Source organism: Pantoea rodasii (genome assembly GCF_002095465.1).
Taxonomy (GTDB): domain Bacteria; phylum Pseudomonadota; class Gammaproteobacteria; order Enterobacterales; family Enterobacteriaceae; genus Pantoea; species Pantoea rodasii.
The window spans coordinates 19,893-44,795 of the sequence record NZ_MLFP01000022.1; the positions used below are offsets into that span (position 1 = coordinate 19,893).

14 protein-coding genes and 5 pseudogenes are annotated in these 24,903 nt (G+C 54.8%); 3 read left to right on the plus strand and 16 right to left on the minus strand.

The genetic code is table 11. The features are described from left to right. Positions 1-47 precede the first annotated feature (47 nt). A complete protein-coding gene (locus HA45_RS20625) occupies positions 48-983 on the plus strand; it encodes a LysR family transcriptional regulator (RefSeq protein ID WP_100704198.1) in 936 nt (311 codons plus the stop codon). A gap of 96 nt (positions 984-1,079) precedes the next feature. Next, a pseudogene (locus HA45_RS20630) lies at positions 1,080-1,181 on the plus strand (IS6 family transposase); the annotation flags it as partial. Between the two features lie 121 nt (positions 1,182-1,302). Here the strand turns inward: HA45_RS20630 and HA45_RS20635 are convergent. From HA45_RS20635 to HA45_RS20660, 7 genes and pseudogenes are all read right to left on the minus strand, one after another. Next, positions 1,303-1,478: pseudogene (locus tag HA45_RS20635) on the minus strand (IS6 family transposase); the annotation flags it as partial. A 144-nt stretch (positions 1,479-1,622) separates the two neighbouring features. Further along, entirely contained in the window at positions 1,623-2,300 is a 678-nt protein-coding gene (locus HA45_RS28340; protein ID WP_244563492.1) for a YwqJ-related putative deaminase, read from the minus strand. Between the two features lie 282 nt (positions 2,301-2,582). Continuing rightward, positions 2,583-4,612, minus strand: a pseudogene (locus HA45_RS20640) (RHS repeat-associated core domain-containing protein); the annotation flags it as partial. 71 nt (positions 4,613-4,683) lie between these two features. Then, positions 4,684-8,973: a SpvB/TcaC N-terminal domain-containing protein gene (locus HA45_RS20645; RefSeq protein WP_100704200.1), complete on the minus strand. Its 4,290-nt coding sequence runs from the start codon at positions 8,971-8,973 to the stop codon at positions 4,684-4,686. 49 nt (positions 8,974-9,022) lie between these two features. After that, entirely contained in the window at positions 9,023-12,889 is a 3,867-nt protein-coding gene (locus HA45_RS20650) for a Tc toxin subunit A-related protein (protein ID WP_128599024.1), read from the minus strand. Next, entirely contained in the window at positions 12,808-14,358 is a 1,551-nt protein-coding gene (locus HA45_RS20655; protein WP_128599025.1) for a neuraminidase-like domain-containing protein, read from the minus strand. Before HA45_RS20655 ends, HA45_RS20650 begins: the two co-directional genes overlap by 82 nt. A gap of 104 nt (positions 14,359-14,462) precedes the next feature. Further along, complete coding sequence (locus HA45_RS20660) at positions 14,463-16,619, minus strand: Tc toxin subunit A (protein WP_128599026.1); 2,157 nt, start codon at positions 16,617-16,619, stop codon at positions 14,463-14,465. Between the two features lie 149 nt (positions 16,620-16,768). Here HA45_RS20660 and HA45_RS20670 point away from each other — a divergent pair. Beyond that, positions 16,769-17,463, plus strand: a protein-coding gene (locus tag HA45_RS20670) for an IS1 family transposase (protein ID WP_100704202.1) whose coding sequence is annotated in 2 segments (ribosomal slippage) — positions 16,769-17,015 and positions 17,015-17,463 — 696 coding nt in all. Because the reading frame shifts where the segments join, the coding sequence is not laid out codon by codon here. Between the two features lie 613 nt (positions 17,464-18,076). Here the strand turns inward: HA45_RS20670 and lysC are convergent. The 9 genes and pseudogenes from lysC to potE all read right to left on the minus strand — a co-directional run bounded on the left by lysC (position 18,077) and on the right by potE (position 24,831). After that, entirely contained in the window at positions 18,077-18,340 is a 264-nt protein-coding gene (gene lysC, locus HA45_RS29375) for an Rz1-like lysis system protein LysC (protein WP_128599028.1), read from the minus strand. Next, on the minus strand, positions 18,225-18,680 hold the full coding sequence (locus HA45_RS20680; protein ID WP_240629307.1) for an Rz lytic protein: 456 nt from the start codon (positions 18,678-18,680) through the stop codon (positions 18,225-18,227). The genes lysC and HA45_RS20680 overlap by 116 nt, the downstream gene beginning before the upstream one ends. 86 nt (positions 18,681-18,766) lie before the next feature. After that, entirely contained in the window at positions 18,767-19,216 is a 450-nt protein-coding gene (locus HA45_RS20685) for a lysozyme (protein WP_100704204.1), read from the minus strand. Next, positions 19,203-19,553 carry a phage holin family protein gene (locus HA45_RS20690; protein ID WP_240629308.1) on the minus strand — a complete coding sequence of 117 codons (351 nt, stop codon included), beginning with the start codon at positions 19,551-19,553 and terminating at the stop codon, positions 19,203-19,205. The genes HA45_RS20685 and HA45_RS20690 overlap by 14 nt, the downstream gene beginning before the upstream one ends. A gap of 383 nt (positions 19,554-19,936) precedes the next feature. Then, positions 19,937-20,740 (minus strand): annotated as a pseudogene (gene tnpC, locus HA45_RS20695) (IS66 family transposase); the annotation flags it as partial. 90 nt (positions 20,741-20,830) lie between these two features. Further along, complete coding sequence (gene ltrA, locus HA45_RS20700) at positions 20,831-21,892, minus strand: group II intron reverse transcriptase/maturase (protein ID WP_240629309.1); 1,062 nt, start codon at positions 21,890-21,892, stop codon at positions 20,831-20,833. Positions 21,893-21,906: 14 nt separating this feature from the next. Continuing rightward, positions 21,907-22,101, minus strand: coding sequence for a hypothetical protein (locus tag HA45_RS28345; RefSeq protein WP_244563489.1), 195 nt, complete (start codon positions 22,099-22,101; stop codon positions 21,907-21,909). Positions 22,102-22,568: 467 nt separating this feature from the next. Next, positions 22,569-23,382 (minus strand): annotated as a pseudogene (locus HA45_RS20705) (IS66 family transposase); the annotation flags it as partial. 120 nt (positions 23,383-23,502) lie between these two features. Next, positions 23,503-24,831, minus strand: a complete 1,329-nt coding sequence (gene potE / locus HA45_RS20710; protein ID WP_100704205.1) for a putrescine-ornithine antiporter — start codon at positions 24,829-24,831, stop codon at positions 23,503-23,505. Positions 24,832-24,903 lie beyond the last annotated feature (72 nt).

The following is a 24,903-nucleotide window of genomic DNA, read 5'->3' on the forward strand; positions in this document are numbered from 1 at the left end:
TTCTACAATGGCACTTTAAATTACATATTGACGAAAAAGGTTCCCTAATGACGGGTAGGAAAATCGCTTCGACGAAACTTGCAGCATCAGTCCTGGACATCAGTGCAATGCGGATCTTCGTCGCTGTTGCAGAAGCAGGGAGTTTTGTTGCGGGCGGTAAGGCAATGGGGTTAACGCGTTCTGCTGCGGGTAAAGCATTAACGCGGTTAGAAGATTACCTGGAGACACGGCTTTTTCAGCGCACCACTCGTCGGTTATCTCTGACCACAGAGGGGCATGAATTCTATCACCGTTGCTGCAGGCTACTGGAAGACTTAGAAGAAGCCGAAGCCAGCATCAGGCAGAATTCACCTCTGCCAAAAGGCATTCTCAGACTTACTGTGTCAGAGGGATACGGCAAAATGGTTATCCTTCCTTATATCCAGGTATTTTTACAGAGCTCACCGGGTATCAGCATCGAAGTCAGCTTCAGCGATCGGGTTGTTGATCTTGTTGAAGAAGGATTCGATCTTGCTTTTCGGGTAGGTAGTGGGGCCACGAGTCATCAATATATCACGCAGGTGATCGACCGAACATGCACACGGCTTTGCGTATCACCGGAATATAACAAACAATGGGGTAAGCCTGACTCACTTGCTGATCTTAAGGATCATCGCCGTCTGGTTTTTGGTTTAGGATCGGCTTCTACCGCATGGACTTTAGTTGATAAGGATCATAGGCAAATAACGCTGAACGGCAGGAATCATGTCAGGTTTGACAGTGGCGATGCCATACGCACAGCCGCCATAGCAGGATTGGGAATCGGTTATTTGCCGTCGTTCATGATTGACGGGGATATTTTGGCAGGCCGCCTGGTGCAACTGCTGGCAGATACGCGAGGTGAAGAAGTTGCTATTCATGCTATTTACCCCAACCGCAGACACCTATCTCTTCGGGTGCGAGTTTTCATTGATGGCCTAAAAAATTTCCTGAGTAACCATTAAAAAGTAAAATACTTAGCATTAAGAATATGATTGACCTGTCATGCCTGCTTAAAAACAGGCTTAACGTAGGATATTTTCCGTTTTCCAAGCGGACCCCTTGAAGTGATGCGGGCACTACTCAAAGGCCAGACCTCGTCATTTTATTATGGAGATCCCCTGAGCGAAATGCGTCTGGTGATCAGAGTTTTTGAAATATAAGGACTTTCAATAAAGCTACAGGCTACCTTATCGCGAACGTTGCAACAGTACCCTAACGCCTCCCATGAAACCTGATACAGGTCTCAGCGTTTTGTCAATATTAGTTCACAGGATGCTTACGCATCAGGCGGATGTTCCAGCGGTGAAGCGTGGAATGGTCAACAGTGATGCCACGCTCTGCCATCATCTCCTCCTGATTACGCAGGCTGAGTGAATACGCCAAGTACCAGCGGACGCACTGAGTAATAATATCAACGGGATAATGCAGGTGTTCAAAAGCTTTCAGATCAGAGGCATGGTCAGGCTACATTAGAAAAAAACAGCATGTTACCTGACTACGCCTTGATGCGACAGAACCAGATAAATCAATGATTGGCATGGAGCATAAGATGCATCTGAATCACCACGACCTTTGCAAAAATGCCACATAAGTACCCATGCTTAAAATGACTTTCGGCGGCGCAGTCGTGAATGATGTTCAACCCTGCCTGTCATCACATGCTCAAGACCAGAAAGAATTCCTGAACAGTTAAAACATGCTGGAAAGTCTGCTCCTGCCGGGTTTTCCTGACCTGCTCCAACTAATCTTTGCGTGAATATGTAACTGTGACTGAGAGAGTGAGAATATGCGCCATCCTTTGAGGAGGAAAGAATAGCATTTAAAGCCTGTACCTCTGCATGCAGTCCAGCAATGCCAGCCATTTTGGGTAATATGCCATTATTACCTGAAACATGTTCCCTGATTCTATTTTCAACTACTGGGTGAAGCGGGTAATCTTTTGTGCTGTATTGTTTCCTGATGCCTGATATGAAAGATTCAATATTGGTGACAACATAATAACCAAGACTTGCCTCGGGTTTCCATCTTCTTGGGCCGGTTAATTTTTTAAGTTTATCTGGTGAATACTCTTCAAATCCTGACTTTATGTTTTCGTTAATCAATGTCACCCCTGGGAAGGTTTTTTTCTTTTCAAGTGATCCCTCCAGATTTAAAAACGAATCCCGATACGTAGGTGCTCCTTCACTCCCCTGTCCGCTTTCTTCATTCGTTGAATTATTTATGACGGCATAACCTGCGTGTGCCGCATATTTCTTTAACTTAGATCTGGTAAACTTCATTTTATCCGCTGCTTTTGAATGAGCAGTTTGCGCTTTTTTTTCAGCATCAGCTGATGATGCTTTAGAGTATTTACTTATCACTTCCTGTTTAATATTATCAAGTTCACTTTCATTGTTTGCTGTTATTTGAAGGATGCCTTGGGTTTTTGCATTAAATTTTCCGTAATAAGCTCCGACGTTAGCCGGCAATCCATATTCCGTATTACGATTACTATATATTGCAGCGGTAACATCTGATGAGCTCTTTTTGGGTGCCAAATTGAGCCATTCCAGGGGGGCGGTTCCGTCAGGATCCAGTAACGAGACAGGATTATTCCTGCACATCCTGAACAGGTTCAGCCCGTCCACCGTGCCCGCAGGTCCGCGCCCAGCCATCTTCCCGCCCACGGCTGGTAGTACCGGTACCCGTAGTAGTACAGCCCCGTCGGGTCGCGCTCCTTGCCCGAGTAGCGTACGGTTTTGTAATTCGCCTCCACCGCGCTGCGGGCCGTCCAGACCGCCGTGCCGCCATACGGGTAGTACTCTTCCATGCTGACAACGTTCCCGTCGCCGTCCAGCTCCAGCCCGCAGCTCCCGGTGAGGTTGTCGTAGCTGTAGCGTAGCTGGTCGTTGCTGATATCCTCCGGTACTTCACTCTCCCAGTGCAGCACCCGCACCTGCGCCCGGCCCGCCTCGCCCGCGGTTATCACCTGCAGGCTCTCCGTTAGCGTATCGCCGGCTTTTGTCGTCCGCAGCTCCAGGTTAGGCAGGTACAGAGCCCGCTGCGCCTGCGTGCTGTTGCCCGTTTTCTGTACGCTGACCTTCAAAAGCCGCTGGCTGCCCGCGTCGTAGCGGTAGCTCTCCCGGTCTCCGATATCACCGTCACGCACCACCGGCGTCACCTTCAGCAGCTCGTTGCGCACCGTCCAGACGAGACTCTGCCCCGGCTGCAGCTGTTTCTGCTGTCCGCCCGCCGTAAACAGCGCGTCCACGTCGGAGGGGTTTTCCGTCAGGATGCCCAGCACGCCCCGGTTGCTTTTGTCAGAGACGGTTATTTTTGTGGTGTAACTGTTGTTTGTGGCCGGTGCGCTGTGGCGTATCTGCGTCAGGTTACCGGCGTTGTCGTAGCTGTAAGTACAGGTATAGCCTGTAAACGCAGAGCTGTCGGTGGGGAGGGGGACGGTGGCGGACGGTGAACGGCTGCCCTGCTGGCCGGCACCTGCCATCTCGCGCCCGGTGGCGCTGACCAGCTGGTACAGGCTGTCGTAAACGTACGCGTTCTCCGGCTCCACTTTCTGGTTGCGCCAGAAGCGGGTCTCCTCGGCGTCGTTACTGATTTTCAGCACGTTGCCCACAGGGTCATACTCGTATCGCAGGTCCTGCAGCACTTTCGCACCCGAGGCGTGTCCTGCAGGACGTTCCGTTTTAAGACCTATGAGGAGCTGCGTCTCTGCCTCATAGGTGTACGTGGTCACCACACCGTTTCCGTGCTCTTCGCGCAGCTTCTGTCCGGCGGCAGAGTAAGTCAGGGACTGCACGATAACCTGTTCCGTGCCGCCCTTCAGGGTCAGCCAGCTGCCCGACAGCAGACCCGCCACGTCATAGGCCACCCGCTGCAGGTTTCCCTTCGCATCCGTAGTGGTCAGCACCGCCCCGGTGGCGTCAGCCGTGGACAGGGTGGTGTACGTTTCAGCATCGTGCAGGTCGTTCCAGGCAGAGGCGTCTGTCCCCTGCCAGTCGGCTGCAACATCGGGGTTATCCGCGTCCCTGAGCAGGCGGCGGGTGACGGAGAGCGGGACGCCGGTAAGCGCCACGCTGCCGGTCTCCGTCAGGCCGGCCGTGTCGTAGTGGCTGACGCATGCTCCCGCCAGGTTCAGCGCCTTCTCTTCAGCAGAGTTACCGGCCCAGACGAAACGCTCCGTGATGCGGGCGGCCTCACCGGTGTTCTGCTCCGTGATGCTCACCGGGCGACCCGGCAGCCCGGTGCCTTCATACTGAAAGGTGCAGATAATCCCTGTCGCGCTGACCGCACGAAAAGGACGTCCGGCGGCGTCGTTCAGTGCCACCGTGGTGCCGTTATCCACGCCCTGTGAACGCAGAACGTTGCCGGTCAGGTCGGTTCGGTAGCTGAAGTTCGCCAGCCCGGCCTCGTGCAGGCGCGGGTCAGCGCTCTGCGTCAGAAAGCCGCGGGTATCATACTGATGGCGGGTGATGCGTTCTCTGGTCACCTCAGGGTTATCAGGGTGGCGGTGGTACGCGATGTCGCACACGGTCAGGCCGCGGTTATCAAGGACCGTGACCGAAGGGGTCCTGCTGTAAAGTGATGAGCTCATGGGTGGGTTACCTCAGGATGTATCAGGTGAAAGTACCGGCAGTCAGGCTGCCGGTATGTGTGTTATACCGCTCAGTCAGTTTCTGTCGCCGTGTCGTTCTCATCCTCGCTGACCACAAACCATGGCGTGAACAGGCTGCGGCGCAGCCAGCCCCTGGCCGTCTGTACCTGATACTCACGGCCGGTCGGGTCGTAAAAGTGAGTGTCGGCATACAGATCCTGGCGGGCACTGTCGTCGCTGACGTACTTCCAGTCGTTCAGAAAGTACGGCTGGTACGTTCGCACAGCCTGCCCCTTGTTGTCATATTCGGTTCGGCCGGTGACTGCCCAGCGGAAGGTCGCTTCCACAACGGCCGGTGACCCGTCCGTCCCGGTAACCAGCGAACCATCCTCCGCACGCTGCCACGCTTCTCCGTCAGTCTGGCGGGCCGCGGCCTGCAGCAACCGGCCAAAACCGTCGCTGAACGCCACCTGCTGACGTACCTGCTGCTGCGGGTCGCTGTCATATCGGTCGGTGGTCAGCGTGACCACGTGCGGCGGCATTTTGTCCACGCCTTCCTGCATCCAGCTGCCGGCCACGTACACCAGACACTGCGCCACGGGCAGCGGTGCCACAATCGCCAGCGCGGTGTCAGTCGTTTCCGGTATGGTAATAGCCGTATCGCTGTAGCCTGCCGCCTCGCCGCTCTCCATACCGCTGAAACGGAGTGACGTAACCCGGCCCAGCGCATCGAAGGTGACGGACTGTACGTTGTCGTTTGCATCAGTCACGCTGGCCGGGATCAGAAAGCGCCAGTCATACTGCCTGGTGGTGGTCAGTCCGGCGGCATCCTCCTGTCGGGTTATCACGCAGTCATGTGCATCCCGGGTGACGGCCACCGCGCCTGTCAGCAGCGTTTCACGGAACGTCACCGGCAGAAGGAAGTGCTCAGCCGTGCCATATGTCGTGTACCCCTGGCGAACGCTCCACAGCTTTTTATCCGTTTCACCTTCACGCGGGAACAGATATTCAGCCTGAGAATATCCGGCCTCTGCCAGATGGTCAGCGCTGATGTCACCTGACAGCGCGCTGACGATATCACTGTCCAGCACGGCGGTTTCCGTAAAAGCCTGCAGGGGCGGAAAAGCCGGCGTCCCGTCCGTCACGTCGCTCTGAGCGTCCAGGTACCGGATTTGCTGCTGTCCGGCGAAGGTATATGCCTTTCCGGTCCCGACGGGGCCGTCGTTATCCAGAAGGGATTCCAGCGTCAGGCCTCCGGCCGGTACGGCGCTTTCCGTAAGGGTAATGGCATCGCTGCGCGAGGCATCCGCCAGTCCCGGCAGCCAGACTCCCGCAGCCACATCCGCCAGGGTATGCCACCGGCTCTGCTGAAGCGTCAGACGCAGGCTCTGCTGCTGTTCATCAAAGCTGGCGGCATACAATCCGTCCGGCAGCGTGTCCGGGTAAGGATTGTCCTGTACCTGACTACGCCGGGGGTAGCTGATGTTCACCTGCTTCAGCGGTTGGCCATATTCGTCACTGAACAAAAGCACCTGCTGGCTGCACTGCGGGTCACTGCTGACCCGCTCGTAAGAGTACGCCCGGCTTTCTGCAGCGCACGACCAGACGACCGGATATGTTCCTGCGCGCTCAACCATCCGTACCTGTGGCCGGCTTTCCGTGACGGTGTAAGGTACCCCTGACTGACTGCCTTCATCAGCACCATACAGCTCATTGCGCAGCAGTGCACCTTTCAGCCCCCGGTTCAGCCAGAAAGCAGTGGCGTCATCCGGGGTGTATGCCTGCTCACTCTCTCTGCTGCCCCTGGTGAAGTGGGGAGTGAATCCTGTAAAGGCAGCCGCATCTCCCTGCCAGTACTCATCCGGCAGGCATTCATCAACCGCGGGCCAGCCGGTAGCGTACCAGCTGCGGCTGACCGCGGGGAAGCTGATGTCCCCTGACGTCCCCGGGCCGGCCGTGGTGTCAGTATCAGTCACTTCCACAAAACCAAACCCGCGGAATTCCCGCTCCCGTCCGTCCCAGGCACCGTGCCGGTAGCGTACAGTGCTGACCAGCCGGTTGCCGGTGATTTCGTCAGTGACTTCCGTACGGCACAGCGTGTGCAGCGCGAACGGCAGGTAACTATCAGGGGCGGACTTGCCTGCCGCTACTGCTTCCGCCTTCTCATCCAGCCAGAACTGTGCGGAGCTGCGGTAATGCAGGGCATGGCTCGCCCCCATGCTGTTGTTCATCACATTCAGCAGCCATGGCTTGTTCCCTGACAGATGGCACACCCAGCTGCGCGGCACCGGATGGGGTACCGTCAGCACCAGACTGGCCACGCCCAGTCCCTGGATATCCGCCAGCTGCAGGCTGCAGGTACGGTCATAGCGCACGCCGTCCGGCAGGTTCACGCTGAACGGGGCGGCAAAGCTGTTACCACTCTGATTGCGGTAAACCAGAAGATGGTCATTGAGGGCATAAATCAGGTCAGTGGTCCCTGACCCGTCGACATCGGCCAGATAAAGCTGTTCAGGATTGAACGAGGCGGCCGGCTGGCTGAAGCCGGACAGGCCCACCGGCTGACCGAAGCGCCCGTGCCCCAGGTTCGGCCAGTAGCGTACGCCCGCCGCACGCACCTCCACCAGGTGCTGCTGGCCGCTGCCCGCCATGTCACTGAAAGCCACCATCACGCGGGCATCCGTGCCGGGAACCGGCAGGGTGATACCGGCAGACTGCATCACGGTCAGCGCCTTTTCCCAGCCTTCGCCGGTCCCGCTGTAGAGTCGTACGCTTTTCGGGCCGATGAGCGCCAGGTCTGTCATGCCTGCGCCAGTGATATCGGCCAGCTGCGCGCGCGGATGGGCGTATTCTACCGGCAGGGCAGACAGTGGTGTGAAGTGCCGCCACTCCCTCTCAGGGGTGCGCTCATAACGGCCCGCCACGCCCGGCGCGGCAACCACCCATTCCAGATAGCCATCGCCGTTCAGGTCGGCCAGCAGGCCTCCCTCCCATAGTGCGGGGATGGAGGGCAGGGGCGTCGCTTTTCCCCAGGTCACCGCATCGGGGCCACCCCCCACCTGCCTCACCGGTGCACGGTACCACCATGCGCCGCCATCCTGATACAGGATACCCGCAATGCCTTCACCGTTCAGGTCAGCCAGCTGGTACGGCTGCAGAATGTTCATTTTTTCAAGGTCATCACGCTGCTCCCAGTCTCCGGTGCCGGACTCAGGTGGCGTGAAGTCCTGCCAGTCAAACGTCACTGGCGGCAGGCTGCGTACCGTGCCATCCGGCTCATATGCCATCTGCTGCACGCTTTTTAGCGTAGTGACGGAAGGGTTTTCGTTGTAATTCAGCAGGAGGCGCGACACGAGTTGCGGGGCATCGTTCTCTTTTTCCTCTCCTGACAGGGCTGTGATGCAGTGAAACATCAGCACCTGACGGCAGAGGCGCCGCGTGCGCACCTCAAAACCATATTCCCAGCCGGAAAAGCAGTCCTGCCGGCATAACCAGCTCCCGCTGCCGGGCGCCAGCCAGTACGGAGCCGTGGCCGGGTCCGTGCCGCGCTCACCGTAATCCATCGCCAGGATGAACAGCCAGTCCGTGGCGGCCGGCTGAGCGGCAAGGCCGGGCAGCGCGCGACCGGCCGTTCTGTTACCGTACCAGGCTGCAACGGGGTAGCGCTGCGCCGCAGCATCCGGGTGTGCCGTTTTCTCTACCGCGTCACAGCCGGCCTCATCTTCAGCACGATACTGCCAGTAAATCTGCTCGCCGGTCAGTGACACCGACGATTCAATCAGCCAGACTGAGGTCTGTGTGGCATCATCCGGGTTGCTGATGCGGGCCTGTGCATTACGCCCCAGCAGATGTACCTGACCGTCGGGTTCATATATTACCCAGAAGTTCGCCCCGACATCTCCTTCGGGCATCCAGAACTCCATCCGGCTGAAGGTGGTTTCTGTTCTGGAACGATAAGCGTCTACGGTAAAACGCCCTGCTAAATCCACGCCCAGCAGCGTGGTGGCTGTACGGGTTTCCGGCCCGCCGCTGGCGGTCAGTACCGGTACCAGCACTTCACCATCCGGGCCGGTAAACTCATCGGTTTCATCATAAGATGGTATTCCTTTAAGGGTACGGCGACGGATGGCGGGTAGTTGAATGCCCCAGCCAATACCTGATGGGCCGTTGCCGCTGCGGCTGTGATAGCTGAGCACCTGGGAGGGGGCGTAACCTCTTCCGGCACTGACCGGCAGCGGGATGCTTAGCGTGGCGGCCCCGTCAGGCCCGGCTCCGGCGATATCGCCCTTCAGGCCGTTGATTGCACCACCCCCTTTGGGCAGCGACGGCGCTTCCAGGATTAAACCGTCTGAATTTTGCATAATAAATTCCCCACAGGCTCCCACGCGGGGAGCCTGATACCGTTGATAATCAGCTGGCGATGGTGTAGCGGATATGGAGGATGATGTCCGTCAGGCTCAGCAGCCGGTCTTTCTGCTTACCGTCAGCGCCCGGGAAACTCAGCACCAGGCTGCCGGTATCTCCCACCGGGATGCCCTCAAACGGCAGCCAGCGGGCATCATTAAAGTCCAGCTGGAACTGACCGCTGTCGTTCATGCCGTGCGACACAGCCAGCGCTTCACAGCCGCGTGGCACCGCCACGCTGCCGCCGTAGGCGAGTATCGCCCGTACGTCCTGATATGGTCCGATCAGCGCGGGCAGGGTGACGCTGATTTGCTTGATGCGTCGCGTTTTACCCAGTGAAGACGGATAGTCATCACCGATGTTCAGGTCAGAAAGTTTCAGCATGGCCTGCAGCTGTTTGTCACTGGTCATGCGGAGGCCGTTAGCGCCCGTACCGCTGCTGCCGCTGCCGGCGGTCACCAGCGCGACCACCTGGTCTGAAAGGTTAAAGGACAGGCTGTTGCCTTTGCTGTCCTTATCAGTCAGCCCGGCATACACCTCCGACAGGCAGACCGTACGCGTCATCTCTTTATCCCGCTGGTCTTTCTCCAGGTAACTCTGCTCCATCTGCGCCAGGTTCAGCATCAGGGTCTCGCCCGCCATCAGGCCGGCGTAAGTCCCCTGCCAGGCACCGGGGCGGATAAAAGTGACAGATTCCGTACTCAGCGCCCACTGGTACGCTTTCTGTGCCATCAGGCAGCGGGAAACGGTCAGGTCATAGAACTGGTAGTAGATGGCCGCCAGCTTACCGCGCAGCCAGTTGTAAAGCGCTTTACTGGTGAACTTGTTTTGCAGGAAGGTCATCTGCGCCTGCGCCTGGGCCTGCTGGGTTTCCAGATTGGTTTTCTGCAGCACCGCGCCTTCGCGCCGTACCGCCAGCGCGTCAAGCTGAGCGTTGATTTGATCCACCTCGGACTGCGCAGCGTTACGCTGAATTTCCCACTCCTGGCGGCGACGGCGGTATATCTCGGATTGGCTGAGGCGCTCCGCCGCCATGCGGGTGGAAGCAGCAGCAATTTCTATGCCCATACCAATCGCCTGTGAAATTGCACCATATCGACTACCGCCAAATGCCATACCGAAAATATTGGGTGCCACATCCATTCCGGCCGCAACGACATAAGGCACGCCGGCGGTGGCATATAACACCGAGGCGGAAAGGCCAAGGTCCATCGCCTGCCTTTCGCCGGTATTAATATCTTCGTCATACAACGAGGTATAGCTGTCAAGGCGGGACTGCGCGCCGCTGAGGCCCGCTTCAAGCGCGACCTTGTCCGCATCGATTTCCCCGATGGTTTTTGTCTGCATGGCAATGCTCTGCAGACCCAGCTCGGCTCCCTGAGTCTGCAGCAGCTCCGACAGCGCCTCCGCGTCCTGGCGCTCGGTGATGCTGAGCAGGGTGTTGCCGAACTGACTCAGCTGCGCCACCATGCTCCGGGCACTTTCCAGAATCATCGGGAAGCGGTACGCCGGCATAACTGCCGCCTGCAGGTCGCCGCCGCCCTGCGAAGCCACCACGGCCGCGCTGAGCAGCGCGGACGGGTCGGCCGGCGTGGCATAAACAGACAGTGACAGCGGGCTGCCGTCAATGGATAGGTTGTGGCGTAGATTATACAGGCGCTGGGCCAGCGTCTGCCAGTAACCCGCCAGCTTCTCGTTCTGCTGTGGCAGGAACAGGTCCGTCAGGGAGTTGGCGGCTCGCAGTTCGCCGGAGGCAACCTGCTGGCGTGCGTGCAGCAAGGCCTGCTGCACGGATTTCTTCGTCGTCCCGGTCGCCGCGTCTCTCAGTTGCGGGGACGGCCAGCCTGTGCTCTGGCTCAGGTACGGCTCATCGCCAAGGATGTCCAGCGCCTGCACGTACCACATTTTGGCTTCGTTAAGGGTGTCGCGCTCAAGCTGGCGGTAGGCCGCGTCGCCGCGGGCAATCAGAAGGTCAAGGTACGACATAAAGGTGGCGACCTTGTAGTGCATCGGGTCAGCCTGGGCGACTGCATCCGGGTCTACCGAATCCAGTGGATCTGCATGCCATGTGGTTTCATCTTCCAGTGGGCGCACGTTCCACTGGTATGTGGCGGGCTGGTCATTTACCAGATAGCCGCCCGGGCTCCAGACGTATTTAATCCACTGCGTGGCCTCGGTAAAACGACTTTCGCTGAGCAGGCGCTTAAAGACCATCATCGGGACATAGTAGAACATTTCCCAGAAATAGAGGGCGTTGGCGCCGCTGAAGTCCATCAGCTCTGAGGTATCAGCAAGAATGGTTACACTGACAAACATGCTGGTATCAGAACTGGTATTAATCTCAATTGGCGTCTGAGAGTTGCCAGTGTATTTAAAATGTGCCCCCTTCCATGTGTCGTCTCCCATTTTACCTGTTTTCAGGAAAATCCTGGCACAATAGTCAGAATTCAGCGGTTTTTCATCAAGGGGTACAAACAGCCTCACGCTTATTTCTGAGTCAGTCAGCACGCCGGAGTGCACCACGTGGGTATTGTTATCTACCACATGCTTAAGATTGAGCGTAAAATTACGACTGCTACCATGAACCGCAACATCATAAGGAGGCAGAACGAAGCTAACATAGAACCCCTTACCCAGTTTTGGCTCCTTTAACTGCTGGGTATCCATAGAAAGCACGGCATTCAGTCCTGTGTTTGCCCGGGCAACCAGTTGTTTTGCGAACAGCGTGTTCACGCGGATACGGTGGACACCATACTGCAGATACTGAGCATAGGCATTCGTACGTTTAAGGGAAATAACCGGCATGGAGCTTTCATCAACCCGGGTCAGGGTCAGGCTGAATGTTTCACTACCCAGAAAGCGATCATCGCCGGCGGGAGCAGTGGCGCTCATTTTGACGGTTAGATGAGCGGTATTATTGTTAAATTCACTAAAGGGGATGAAGACAGCTCTATCGCTGAAATTAAACAGGGACTCATCCAGAGAATATTTTGACCTTCTGGATGCCACAGTCTCATAAACTTCCGCTCCGGTGATGGTAATATTGACCTGTTTCAGGTCCATTGTTGTATCTATTCTTTTAAAATCGCCGAACACGAATTCGATCGGCAAGCTCCATTTTCTGTCATCTGGCGACATGAAGGCGCATATATAATTCTCTGCATTTATACCATTGAAATTTCCAATCCATAGTTTACTATCGTTATTTCTCAGGGTAAGAGTACCCAGCCCCCCCTTATCTGAGTGGTCTAAACAGTTGATTGAGCCAGATTCAAACGCATGAATTCTATCGCCAGCCACAGGAGAGATGCTATCCAGAACCTTAATGGCAATACTATCCTTCCCGGTGGAAGATGCACCACCATAAAATACACACTCAAAATTCCTGCCATGAATTTCCGCGATAATGCTCCGCACCTTTAACTCTGGCACGTAAAAAACATTGCCTGCGCCGCCGACAGCCTTCATCATGTCAACCTGCGTACGGCTGCGCGTTCCGGCGGAACCACTGTAAACCACGCGGGCGACGGCATTAACACATAAATCGACACCGTCTCCATCAACGTACGCAGAGGTGCCTGTTACGCTGCCGCCGGACAGGACTGTGTAATAGCCATCACCCCACTGAGATTCAACCTGACGTGCTATAACGCTGACCTTCCTGCTGTCAGCGTTATAGGGCGTGCTCAGCCTGACCGCAGAGGTGGTGTCCAGCTGCAGATAGATATAGCGCGCCATTTGGGCGGCGGTGTCGACGGAGATATTTTCAACCTGACCATCAGAGGACAGGCTCAGCCCTGCCAGGCCTGACGGTAACGCCGAATAGCTGTCCGCTTTTTTATAGAAGTAAACGTAAAGCTTTTCCTGCTCCACATCCTTTGCGCAGTGCATGCCTGCGTCATCAATACCCCCCCCGAAAGAGGCAGTGTCCCACTATTGAGCATAACGGATGCGGGAGAGCCCCAGGTGCCGTCATGCAGGATATGCGCATACTTCAGCAAGTATTCCGTGCTTTTTGTTGTCGTACTCCCGCTCGTGGTGGCTGTATCCTGGCTTTCCACCCAGACCAGATAAAGCCGTGACTGAAATATCACCGGGCGAACCAGGTTGCTGACGGGCGTCAGTGCGGCGGTGACCTTCTTCCACTCGCTCCATGCGTTGGAGGGAAGTTTGCCGTCAGACATTTTTCCGATATCGGCCGAACGCCAGTAATAATCGCCGATGGCAGAGCGACCAATAATGTATGTTATGCCGCTCTGGTCGCTGACGCTGTCATGATAGCCGCTGATTACGTTGAGGTTGGCAATTTCTTCAAAGCGGGTCATGTAAGTCTTGAAGGCGCTTTCCACCGTGTCGCTGGTGATCTGGCTCAGGCTGAGTGACTGCAACATTTCGTCCATCATGCCGGTCTGCCCGATACGCAGCGTCGGGTCAACGTAGTTCTCCGGGTAGTAAACCAGCTGTGACACCGTCGCCCAGGTGCTGTAGCGTTTGTTGTAAGTGTCCCAGTCGCTGGCAAAGAAGGTTTTCGATTTCACCGCGCTGACCACGCCATCTTCCTGACCGCTCAGGGCGCGGTTGACGTACAGCTGCACGCTGGCAATCGCTTCTGCTATCCGGGTGGTTTTTATCTGCGCCGACACCTGGTTGTCAATCAGCAGCCAGCTGTACAGTTTGTCACGGTCCGTCACCCATGATGGTGCAATATTTTTAATCACGTACGCGCTGGCGGCCATGCTGAGCGCCCCGTCCAGCGTGGCGCTCAGCCGTGCGGTCTGCTGCGGGTTCAGTCCGGCCTGCAGGGCGTGACTGGCGGCAATCCAGTCGGCATACGGCGAGGCCGGCGTGAGTTTCACCAGCGTCGCCACGTTGGCCGGCGTGATACCGAAGATGCCGGCAACGTCCAGCCACTGCAGGGCATCCCGCAGATGTATCCAGCTGTAAAAATATGCGTACGAAGAACACTGCGCCAGCGCCTGGGTGACCGCCTGCTCGTCAAGACTCAGCGCCGTCGCCACGGTTTTTATCGCCAGATTGGTTTTTTCAGACCCGACCTTGCCGCTGAGCGAGGTAAGTATTTCAGCGGCAAGGGTGCCGCAGCGGCCAAGCAACGCGTGCAGCTGCAGCAGGTCATACAGCGTGCTGATATCGTGGTTCAGCACGGTGGCGTTTTCGGTGATAATGGTGGGGTGCGCAACCACCCAGGACAGCTCGGCGGCGCTCAGGCTGATATTCTGTACTATCAGCGCCAGCTGCCCCATCACCTGACAGTATGAGACCAGAGTGGATGTCTCACTGTCCGTCCGGCCGTCTTTGTCTGCCAGCGTCAGAAAGGCCGCCACCGTCAGCCCCTGCGGCTTCAGCTGGCCCAGCCACTGAAGGACAGCGGCGGCCGTTTCGGCCGAGTCAAGCTGGACCGCTGCGGCAATAAAGGGCGCCGCAGCGGTTATAGTGCCGACTCACCGGCGCTGCTGAGGTCCCGGCTGGCAAGGCCGTTTTTCAGCGTAGCTATCAGATTTTCAATGTCCGGCGACAGTGTGGTGCTGAAGCGGTCGGTCAGCATCAGGTACAGGTCGCTGACCGTCCAGTTCTGCCCCCTCAGCCACTGCGTGTACCGGTCAGTGAAGCCAACCAGCATTGACAGCACCGCGCCGGACAGGCTGCCGACAGCGGTTGAAGCATAGGGCGAAACGGACAGCAGCGCGGCCAGTTCGGTGATGCTCAGGTCGTGGACGCTGGCCAGCAGGCTGACGCGGTACAGGGCTGACAAATTTTCAACCGTACAGATAAAGTCTCCCGGCTCGCTGTTTCCCTGCGCCAGCGTCCAGAGCGTGTACAGTTCCGTATCACTGACGCCAAGGGCGCGCTTTATCACGCCGGTGCGGAAGGTGTCAGTGACTTCGGCCGGAGCCAGCCTGATGGTGGTGCCGTCGGCAGAAAACTCGGTACCGTTCAGCATGGGCGTGTTAAACAGCCGGGTAAAAGCGCTGGCCTGATTGCCGCGCGTCACCTGCCCGACGGCCGCGCCTGCAAGTACCAGGGAGGCTGACACATCAATGCCGTAGTGCTGCATGTAATAATTCACCAGGAACAACTGGCTGAGAACATCAGAATTAATCTCAAGATTGCTGTTACTGCTTTCGATAATGCTGCGGATATCAGACGGAGAGATGCCGGTGGCTTTGTAAAGGCGGATAAGCTTGTTGAGCTTGAGTAAAAGCGAATCGGTTATGGTGGTCAGATTAAGGTTGTTATCTGTACCTGAGTCCCTGACGTTAAAATTAGCGTAGGAGGATATTTTGGGATCGCAGTCATCCGGGCCATAGCGATACAGATAAAGCTCAAACTCACCAGCCAGAGCGTCATCATCAAGAGTAAATGTGGCAGACTGATAGGTTACACCTGCCAAAGTAAGTTTGTCCTCATTACATATCTGAGTAATATAAAAATCACTTCCGGAAGTGGCTATCCGTTTTAATGATGCACGGCCATAGTCATTTTTAAATCTCACATTGACATAAAACCGATTGTTTTCTACGCGGAATAAATCCATATATTCCAGCTCGGAATCATACTTTAACCCCGGCGTCCGGGTGATACTGTAAGGTTCAAGTGTTCCATATGTTGTCTTATAAAAAGAACCCAGCACATTCCCGGTCCATATATTGTTACCTGTCATGGTATCTAAAAATAATGCGATCTCATCATAGGTAAGCCCGTACCAGCTGGCAAGATAGGCGACGTTCTGGAAAAGGGTTACGTCAATCTCCCCGAAATTTTTCTTAAACAGCTCATCCGCATTGTCATCAGTGATTTCCTCGATCAGGATTTTCCGCAGTTCAGATGAAATGTCCGACTGAATACTGAGCAGTGAGGCGGTATCCATTTTCGCCGCGACGGTGGGGTTGTTGCGGAACGCCGCAAACTCAGGGTCCTGCAATATAATACACTGACGGACCGCCTCATAAGGCTGACTGTATGGCGTGGCACCGGTCTGTCTGTACGTCGCGAGCATTTCCATGACGCCGTTATAGTCCAGTTTTTCAGACGCTTCGATATTATTCAGCAGCAGCTTGTTCGACAGGGACAGCGTGGACAGTTCGTCGTCCATATTGGTCTGGGACAGGGAAAGCGAGGCAAGGTCCGGGCGACGGGTGTCCAGGTGATACTGTGATGCGTCCTCGTGCAGGCTCCGGGCTTCCCGGTACAGTTCCGTCAGGTACCCTGCCGGTGAGAACATCGATGCCACGGAACCGGGCTTCACGAAGCTGCTGGCGCGTTGTGGAAACAGGTCGTCATAGCTGCGCAGCATGGACGACTGCTGGATACCCAGCCGGACGGCATTCGCCAGCTGGGGATTGGCCCGGCTGAGAATGCGGGATTCTGCCATTTTGTTTTCTTTCAGCTCTTGCTGTGCCTGCTGGTACAGAAAGTTCTTTTCACCCCAGGTGAGCGCGTCACCTGCGAGCTCTTTTACTTCGGCAAATGAGCGGACAATGATGTCAGGCAGGGTGACCTTTTCATCCGGAGAGGCCTTCTTCAGGCTGTTTCCTGTATTAGTGCTGGCGTTCAGCTTGTCAAGTATTTCGTCGGTAAGATACATGGTAAATCCTCATTAACTGAATGGAGGGGGATAAGTGCGGGCACTATCGTTCTTTCCTGCACGCATGTAATGCTGAGGTTACAACTCCTGCGGGTGATGCCTCTAATTAGTTGAATCTGATTTAAAATGCGGGCTTTTGAGGTTCTCTCATGGCCTGCATTAACGTTCATTGTCCCCGTTGTCAGTCTTCTCAGGTTTACCGCCATGGTCAGAGCCCTAAAGGCCATGACAGATTTCGCTGCCGTGACTGCCACCGCGTGTTTCAGCTCACTTACGTTTATGAGGCCTTCAAGTCGGGCGTTAAAGAGCAGATCACCGAAATGGCCTTCAATGGTGCGGGGGTTCGCGATACTGCCAGAATACTGAAAATTGGTATTAACACCGTCATCCGGACTTTAAAAAACTCGCGCCAGAGCGAATAACGTCTTCGCCCGTTGCCCATACTGATGTGGCGCTTATCTATGAACTTGATGAGCAATGGAGCTTCGTTAGCAGTAAAGCCCGGCAACACTGGCAATGGTATGCGTACAACACCAAAACAGGCGGTGTACTGGACTACACTTTTGGTCCCCGAACCGATGAAACCTGCCGGGAACTGCTGGCGTTACTGGAGCCCTTCGCCATCGGCATGATCATCAGCGACGACTGGGGTAGCTACAGCCGGGAGATGCCGAAGGATAAGCATCTAACCGGCAAGATATTCACCCAACTTATTGAGCGTAATAACCTGACGCTCTGCACCCGCATTAAGCGGTTGGCTCGTAAAACAATCTGCTTCTCACGCTCAGCTGAGATCCACGAAAAAGTCATCGGTGCCTTCATCGAAAAATATATGTTCTACTAATTGGAGGCATCACCTGTGAAGCTTACGTCTGCGGTAGTAGCCATGAGTTTAATCCTTCTTATTACAATGAATGGTGGGCGCAAATAATTCTTTAAGTTATTTGCATGAGGAACATTGAGTCAATGCGGTTTCTCTCTGAGAGAAAAGCATGCTACCGCTCCTGATTTACACCAGTTTTTTCATACTTATAAATAAAGAAATACGCCCGACTGTCTTACTTACTTCAGAAAGAGTGCGCGTTAGAAAGAGTGCGCGTTCTGCCTTCTTTCTGCGAACTAGGCAGAACAGCGCTTTACCGCCGGCATGGATATAACGCCCAAATGCCCGGGATGAGACGTCATCATCACCGGCATTGAGTTTTTCAGCACGCTAACATCCCTTGCTGATTCCTGTCGCTTATTATGGTGTGATGTTTTCAGGTTTTTCACTTATTCACGTTCAGCCGCTCTTGTCTATAGCTGAACGGGGGGTGTTTTAACACAGGCAGTACTCCGGGACTGGTATTTCTGAAGCTTATATACAATCCGCTAAGAATTAATCAGTTCTTACTGCCATTTATATTTTCAGCAACGGTATGAAACGGAACTGAATAAAAACGTGTCGCAAAGACTTTTCAGTTATCCGTTGATACCTGCCTCTGCGCGGCCTCCACGCTTCTGATGGCTGCGCGGTCGGCGTTGCAGCGGCCCAGCAGGCCGTAAAGTTCCGCATTCAGGCTCAGGGTGTCGCCCCAGGTCAGGTTCGCCGGTGGTACCGGCGCGTCAACGGGGCCGGTCAGTTCTGCCGGAAGGCTCAGCTGCGGCAGTCTGACGGTCCGGTACTCGACCGGCTGCGCGGGCGGCGTCGCGCAGCCGGTCAGCAGCAGCAGCGGGAACAGGAGACGCCGCACACCTGTCACCCACGAGGTTTTTCCTGATTTCATCGCGTAATGTCCTGTTCTCCTGCGAAGCTACTACACGCTCAGTGGTGACCTGTTTCATCACCGCATTCTGCTGCCTGACGGCGGTGACCAGTTCGTTCAGGCCGTTGGCCAGGGCGTCATTTTTAGATCGCAGGGCGCTGACCTGCGCCTCCTTGCTGCCCAGCATTTCGGTGAGATGCTGGTTGGTTGTTTTAAGCCGCGAATTACTGTCAATAATCAGGCCCAGCTCAACGCAGATAAGGGCGATGACAAACAGAGGCAAGACGTTTCTGAAAAGGTTCAAAATGTTTAACACAAAAACCCTCATTCTGCGGCCCGACCGTTACCCGGCACATCTTCGCGGAACGATGCTCTTCAGTATCTGGTAAGTCAGGCGGTCCATCAGGACGAATAACCCAGGAAAAGGTCCCTTTCATACGCCCGCCTACGAACCAGTCCTGGTAGTGTCTGTCCGCCGGCTTTGTACCAGGTCAGAAACTGGTCTGCAGCCCCCTGGATATCCCCGGCATTCAGTTTTTTCAGTAGGGTGGACTTTTCAAAGCTTCCTGCGCCCAGGTTGTAGGTCAGACTGACCAGCGCATCGAACTGGCACTGCGTCAGTCCGACAGTGACGCTGGCGTTAACCGGAGCTTCATACTGTTCCAGCCCCACCCGCAGAAGAGCCTCAGCCCTGCCCTGCGTGATGGTCATGCCTGCGTGTATTGGCACGCCGTTGACGGCCTGAGTCCAGCCGTAGCCAATGGTCCAGACGCCCGCTGAATCCCTATAGGCCGTCAGTGAGCACCCTTCAAAAGCTTTAATCAGATTCAGCCCGGTATTACTGATTTGCATTGCTGTCACCTCCTGTTTTACGGTTTATCCAGCCGTGCAGCTTCACACTGATATAGTCATTGCCCACGTAGCCGATGAAGACGGCTGCGACCTGGGCGGCGGCATCCGGCACATGCCAGTTAAACAGGGCGCCTGTGACCTCCAAGGTAGGGCTGGAAAAGAAGGCCAGCGCACTGCAGGAAACGGCATCAAGTATCCGCCTGCCCCACGGGTTCTTTGCATAAGCACCGCGCAGGAGCGAAAACATGCACGCGACTGCGGCATATCCCCATTCGGTTCTGTTGCCATAAAGCCACATTAAAACTGTAGTCCAGAGGCTGGTGTTATCCTGAGACACGGTTCCTGCTCTTGGCCTGTTCTCAGGCATGATAAGTGAGTAAATTATCGTTAAACCGGCGAATGAAGCTCCGGATTTCAGGCCGGATGGCGATGCCTCATCACAAATTACCCGTAGGGCAACACTACCCCACATAACCATTGATTTATAATGGTTATTACCGATCAGTTTCGGCATGAATGATAGTTTTAGGCAATTGATTGAACCGTAATGATCGTTTATTCATTTGATTTCATGATGTTGTCGTCTCGTTAGTTTTCAAACAACCTGTATGCCGCTTCAGCGGCATGGAGGTAAGCTTTAAGTGAGCACCGTATTGACGATTATTAATTGGTGAGTTCTACGTTCCATGGGTAAACTTTAAGTGAGCGCCGTATTGACGGCTATTTATTGGTGAGATTCACGTTCCAGGGCATAAGCTCAGCCACTTTATTCGATGGCCGTTCTGGCAGAACACTCAGGATATGGCGAAGATAAGCTTCAGGGTCGATACCGTTCAGACTGCACGTACCGATCAGACCGTACAGTAGTGCACCACGCTCACCACCGTGATCGCTCCCGAAGAAGATATAATTTTTCTTGCCAAGACAGACCGCTCGTAGCGCGCGTTCTGCCACGTTGTTATCAGGCTCTGCCAGGCCATCATCGCAGCAGTAGCACAGCGCATCCCACTGGTTAAGGGCATAAGCGAACGCCTCGCCCAGCCGGGATTTTTTCGAGAGCGTCGCGCTTTTCTCCACCAACCAGTCATGCAGGGATGCCAGCAGCGGCTTACTCCGGGACTGCCTGGCTGCAAGTCGCTCTGTTGCCGGGCGGCCGCGTATTTCCTCTTCTACCGCATACAGCTCACCGATACGTTTCAGGGCTTCCCCGGCTGTCGCCGTCTGAGTACTTATATAGACGTCTTGGATTTTTCGGTGAGCGTGGGCCCAGCATGCCGCTTCTGTTAACGGGTCACCGTCACGCTCTGCGCTGAACAACCTGTCGTACCCTGCGAAGGCATCTGCCTGCAGTACGCCATGATAATGGCGAAGATGCTGCTGAGGATGCTTCCCCTGTCGATCCGGGGAGAAGGCGAACCACGCCGCTGGCGGGTCTGGGGATCCCGCGCTCCGGTCATCGCGCACATACGTCCAGATGCGCCCGGTTTTCGTCTTCTTTCTGCCCGGTGCCAGTACCGGCACCGGCGGTCAAGTAGACCAGAGGGAACCTCCCCCTCCGGCCGCTCACAGAACCATACGTGAAGCTCTCACCTCATACGGCTCCTGTTTTCAACTTTATCTGACCATGAACTTCCAGTGTGCAAACAGTGACTTATTACGCTGCCTGATTCGCTCAAGTACTTCGCTGGCGCGGCTCCGGTGCCACCGGTATTGCTTGTAACGGCATCGGACCCACTTGACCAACCGCCAGTCCAGTATTCGCCATAACCTGTTCATTTCACTTGGATAAAACTTCCCGTAATAATTAATCCATCCACGCAGTTGCGGGTTAATTCTTTCCGCGATTTCTTCTGCCGACAGGCTCGTCAGCCACTGAATATTCCATGCCCGGAATGTCAGGACGATGGTTTTCTGGGCCTTCTTGCTTATCGCCGGCAGAAAACCGGTGAACAAACCACCTGCAATCTTCCTTGCTGCACGGCGTCGGAAGGTAAAACCCAGAAAATCGAATGAATAATGACCATCGCTTTTGCGTCTGGTTAGCGGGTGGCAGTTCATGATCCGGGTTTTCTCCGGATGTAACGTTAGCCCGCAGCTTTTCATTCGTTCCCTGAGTTGGCTGAGAAGCAGACCCGCTTCCCTTTTGCTTCGACAGTGAATGATGCTGTCATCAGCATACCTTTCCCATGAATTATTTGGATAGTGTTTCTCCAGCCATTTATCCTGTGCGTAGTGCAGAAAAAGGTTCGCCAGCAAAGGACTGATGACACCACCCTGCGGGGTACCCTTTTCTGGAGAATGACGATGCCCGTCAGGGAAAATGATCTCAGCTTTCAGCCATCGCACAATGCATAGTCTGACCCATGGGGCCGGATGCAGATGATCCACTGCCTTCAACAGCAGGGCATGGTCAAGATTATCAAAGAAGCCTTTGATATCCAGATCAATTACCCATTCGTATTTCCAGCAATTCGCTTTTGCCTGTGCAACGGCATCATGCGCCGATTTTCCCGGTCGATAACCTAATGAAGAGTCGCTGAACAACAGGTCCCATTGCGGTTCCAGTATCATCTTGACTGCCATCTGCGCCACCCGATCACTGACAGTGGGGATACCAAGTGGACGGGTTTTCCCGTCTGATTTTGGGATATCCACCCGCTTCACCGGCGGTGGCATATAACAGCCAGAACTTAACCGGTTCCAGATCTTGTAAGATTCCGAGCCAGATTATGCTCAAACGCTTCTATCGTCACCCGATCCGCACCGGCGGAACCCCGGTTAGCTTTGACCGCCAGCCAGGCTCTCCAGATAATGGCTTTATCGATCAGATAAGGTTTTGCTTTGTTCAAAATAATCATCCTTTTAGCAGTTGTTGCTTTAAACAAAGCCGAATAACGTTCCCCCTTCGCTCCACCGCCATTACAGCGCCTTCGTCACTACTACGGGGAACTCCGTCCCTGTACGCCGCATCGGTACTCTTTCTGCGCGGTGTTCTGTCACAGTTTCTCCCTTAGCATCGGCGTGTCAGGTTCACACGTTCAGTATCTGAGCCTGAGCAGAGATCATGCCACCTCAATACCGGTTGCCGGATAGCCAGTAAACAGGTTTCCGCCATCCTTATCCCGGGGGAACGACAAGAACCCGGTTCTGACAACGCTTACACATAACGGCACTTGTCCAGTGGTTCACTCGCGTTCATCTTTCCTGCTCCTACCTGACGGCTTTTCGCCGCCTTTTCCTCAGCGCTTCCTGTTGTGGCTCTTTACCACAACAGTCTGAGGTGGTTTGTATCCTCCTCCTGTAAGGCGAATACGGAAGGCCATCTTCCATCTCAGACACAGCATGGGCGGAACCTTCCCGGATCCGTCCTTCGTGTCACACTGTCATCCGTATGCAGTTTGCGGCAGTCCATCACGTAGCGGTGAAGAGCCTCTTCCAGCGGGGCCATTAACCGGCAACACGCATCCACCCAGTTGGAGAGCAGAGCCCGGCTCAGATCCACACCCTGACGGGCAAAGATTTCAGTCTGACGATACAACGGCAGATGTTCGCAGTATTTCGCGGTTAACACACGTGCCAGCAGGCCCGGACCGGCGATACCCCGATCGATGGGACGTGATGGCGCAGGCGCTTCAGTGATGCAGTATCATCGGGTGCAGGCTTTTTCACCCTGACCGTGCGGATCACTTTCAGGGCACTGGAGACCAGCTTCAGTTGCTCTGCGCTGACTTCGCTGAGGTATGCCATATCGCTGCCGCAGTCCGGACAGCAGGTTTCGGCGGGCGACAGCCTGTTTATTTCGCGTGGAAGATGGTCAGGCAGAGGACGACGATGACGGGACTGGCGAAGCTGACGCGGAACCTGCTGATCGTTATCCCGGCCGCTGTAACGGTCGCTTTGCTGCTCCTGCTGTTTCAGCAGGGCTTCGGCGTCTTCAACCTGTCGGCGAAGTTTTCGGAGCGGGTACCGAACAGCATCCGCCGCAGTTTTTCTATCTGTGCACGCAGATGCTCTATATCACGCTCTTCGTTCTCTAGTTTCTCTTCGGCGCGGGCCAGCGCCGAACGCAGGAACGACTCAGTCTCTGCAACGAGGCTGAGTTGATTGTCTTTATGGCGGAGCGCGTCTTCCAGCGCGGCGATACGGGCAAGATAATCCTGATTCATGACCCCATTTATAATGCGGTCATGTTCTTTTTACGTAAGCGTCACATCCAGACCGTATTGACGCTTATGCAGATGTGAGATCGACTTTCCACGGCAGCAGATCGCGCAGATGGTTTACGGTTACATTTTACCGGACATCATACGTTCCTGGACATCGCGTCCGGCTAGGAAGCCATAGAAGATATAGCCGAACATAACGATGATGGATCCGCCGAACACAGCATTGCTGCCGCAGGCATATACGCCATAAATGCTATAGATAACGCCGATAGTGCTCACCACCGAAGAGAAACGGTATTCGCGATCAGACACTTTGTTTTTACGCAGCATCACCTGTAGACCGGTCATCGATAACACATAAGGCACCATGTTGATGAACACCGCTAGGTTAAGCAGGGCATTAAACTGGTTCAACAAGTTAGGTGAAATTGTCATACAGGCCAGCAGTAATTCAAGGGCTAACATGATGAGCATACCCATGACCGGCGCCTGATCTTTGGTCACTTTGCCAAAGACAGCAGGGAACAGTTCGCTATCGGCTGCTGATTTGGAAACCTGGGCATTAGTAAACTGCCAACCCAGTAACGAACCAATACAGGCGATCACCGCAAGGGTGGTTATTATTTGACCAACCAGCGGGTTAAACATCATAGAGAAGACCAAGCCGAATGGCGCATCGGAGTGCATTAATTCTGCGTTCGGTACAATCCCCTGGATGACAGAGGTTGAGGCAATATAAACGATAGCTGCGAATGCAGTACCGAACAGGCAAGCTAATGGGACATTTTTCTCAGGGTTCTCTACCGCGGCGGAGTTTGCCCCGGCAGACTCAATCCCCAAAAACGCCCACAAGGTTAACGAAATACCTGAAGAAACGGCGTTAGCGTTGGACAAATGCTGTGGATTCCAGGCATCCATAAACATTTTTGGGTCAAACCAGAACCAGCCGATGACCGACAGACCCGCCACCGGGATAATAATGCCCCATACGGTAAACGAGGATATTCGTTCAGTGATCTTGGCCCCTTTAAAATTGGCTACGGTGGTTAAAATTAAGATGGCCACGACCGTCATGAACGTGTGGATCGGCGTCGATTTTACCCAGGGAGAGAACGGCGCAATGTAACCCGCCGCTGAAACGGCAATAGCAACACAGCTTATTACCAGGCAAATATAATAGGTGTAAGACGCGATAAAAAAAGATGACTTACCATGCGCTTCTTGTGAATAAGCAGACATGCCACCTTCACGCTTACAAAAGCGACCACATTTAGCAAAGGCATAGGCAATACACATAGAACCCATGGCGGTAATAAACCAGGATAAAATAGATATTGTCCCAGTCTGAGCAAGGCTTGCCGGTAACATAATGATACCTGATCCCATCATATTCACGGCAACAAGAATGGTGAGGCCGAGGACTCCCATTTTTTTTGTTTCAGTACCCATGGTACATCTCCTAATAGATAAGTAATTATTCATTTTTAATAACTTGGTGTGGGTTGTTTTTATCCTATGAAA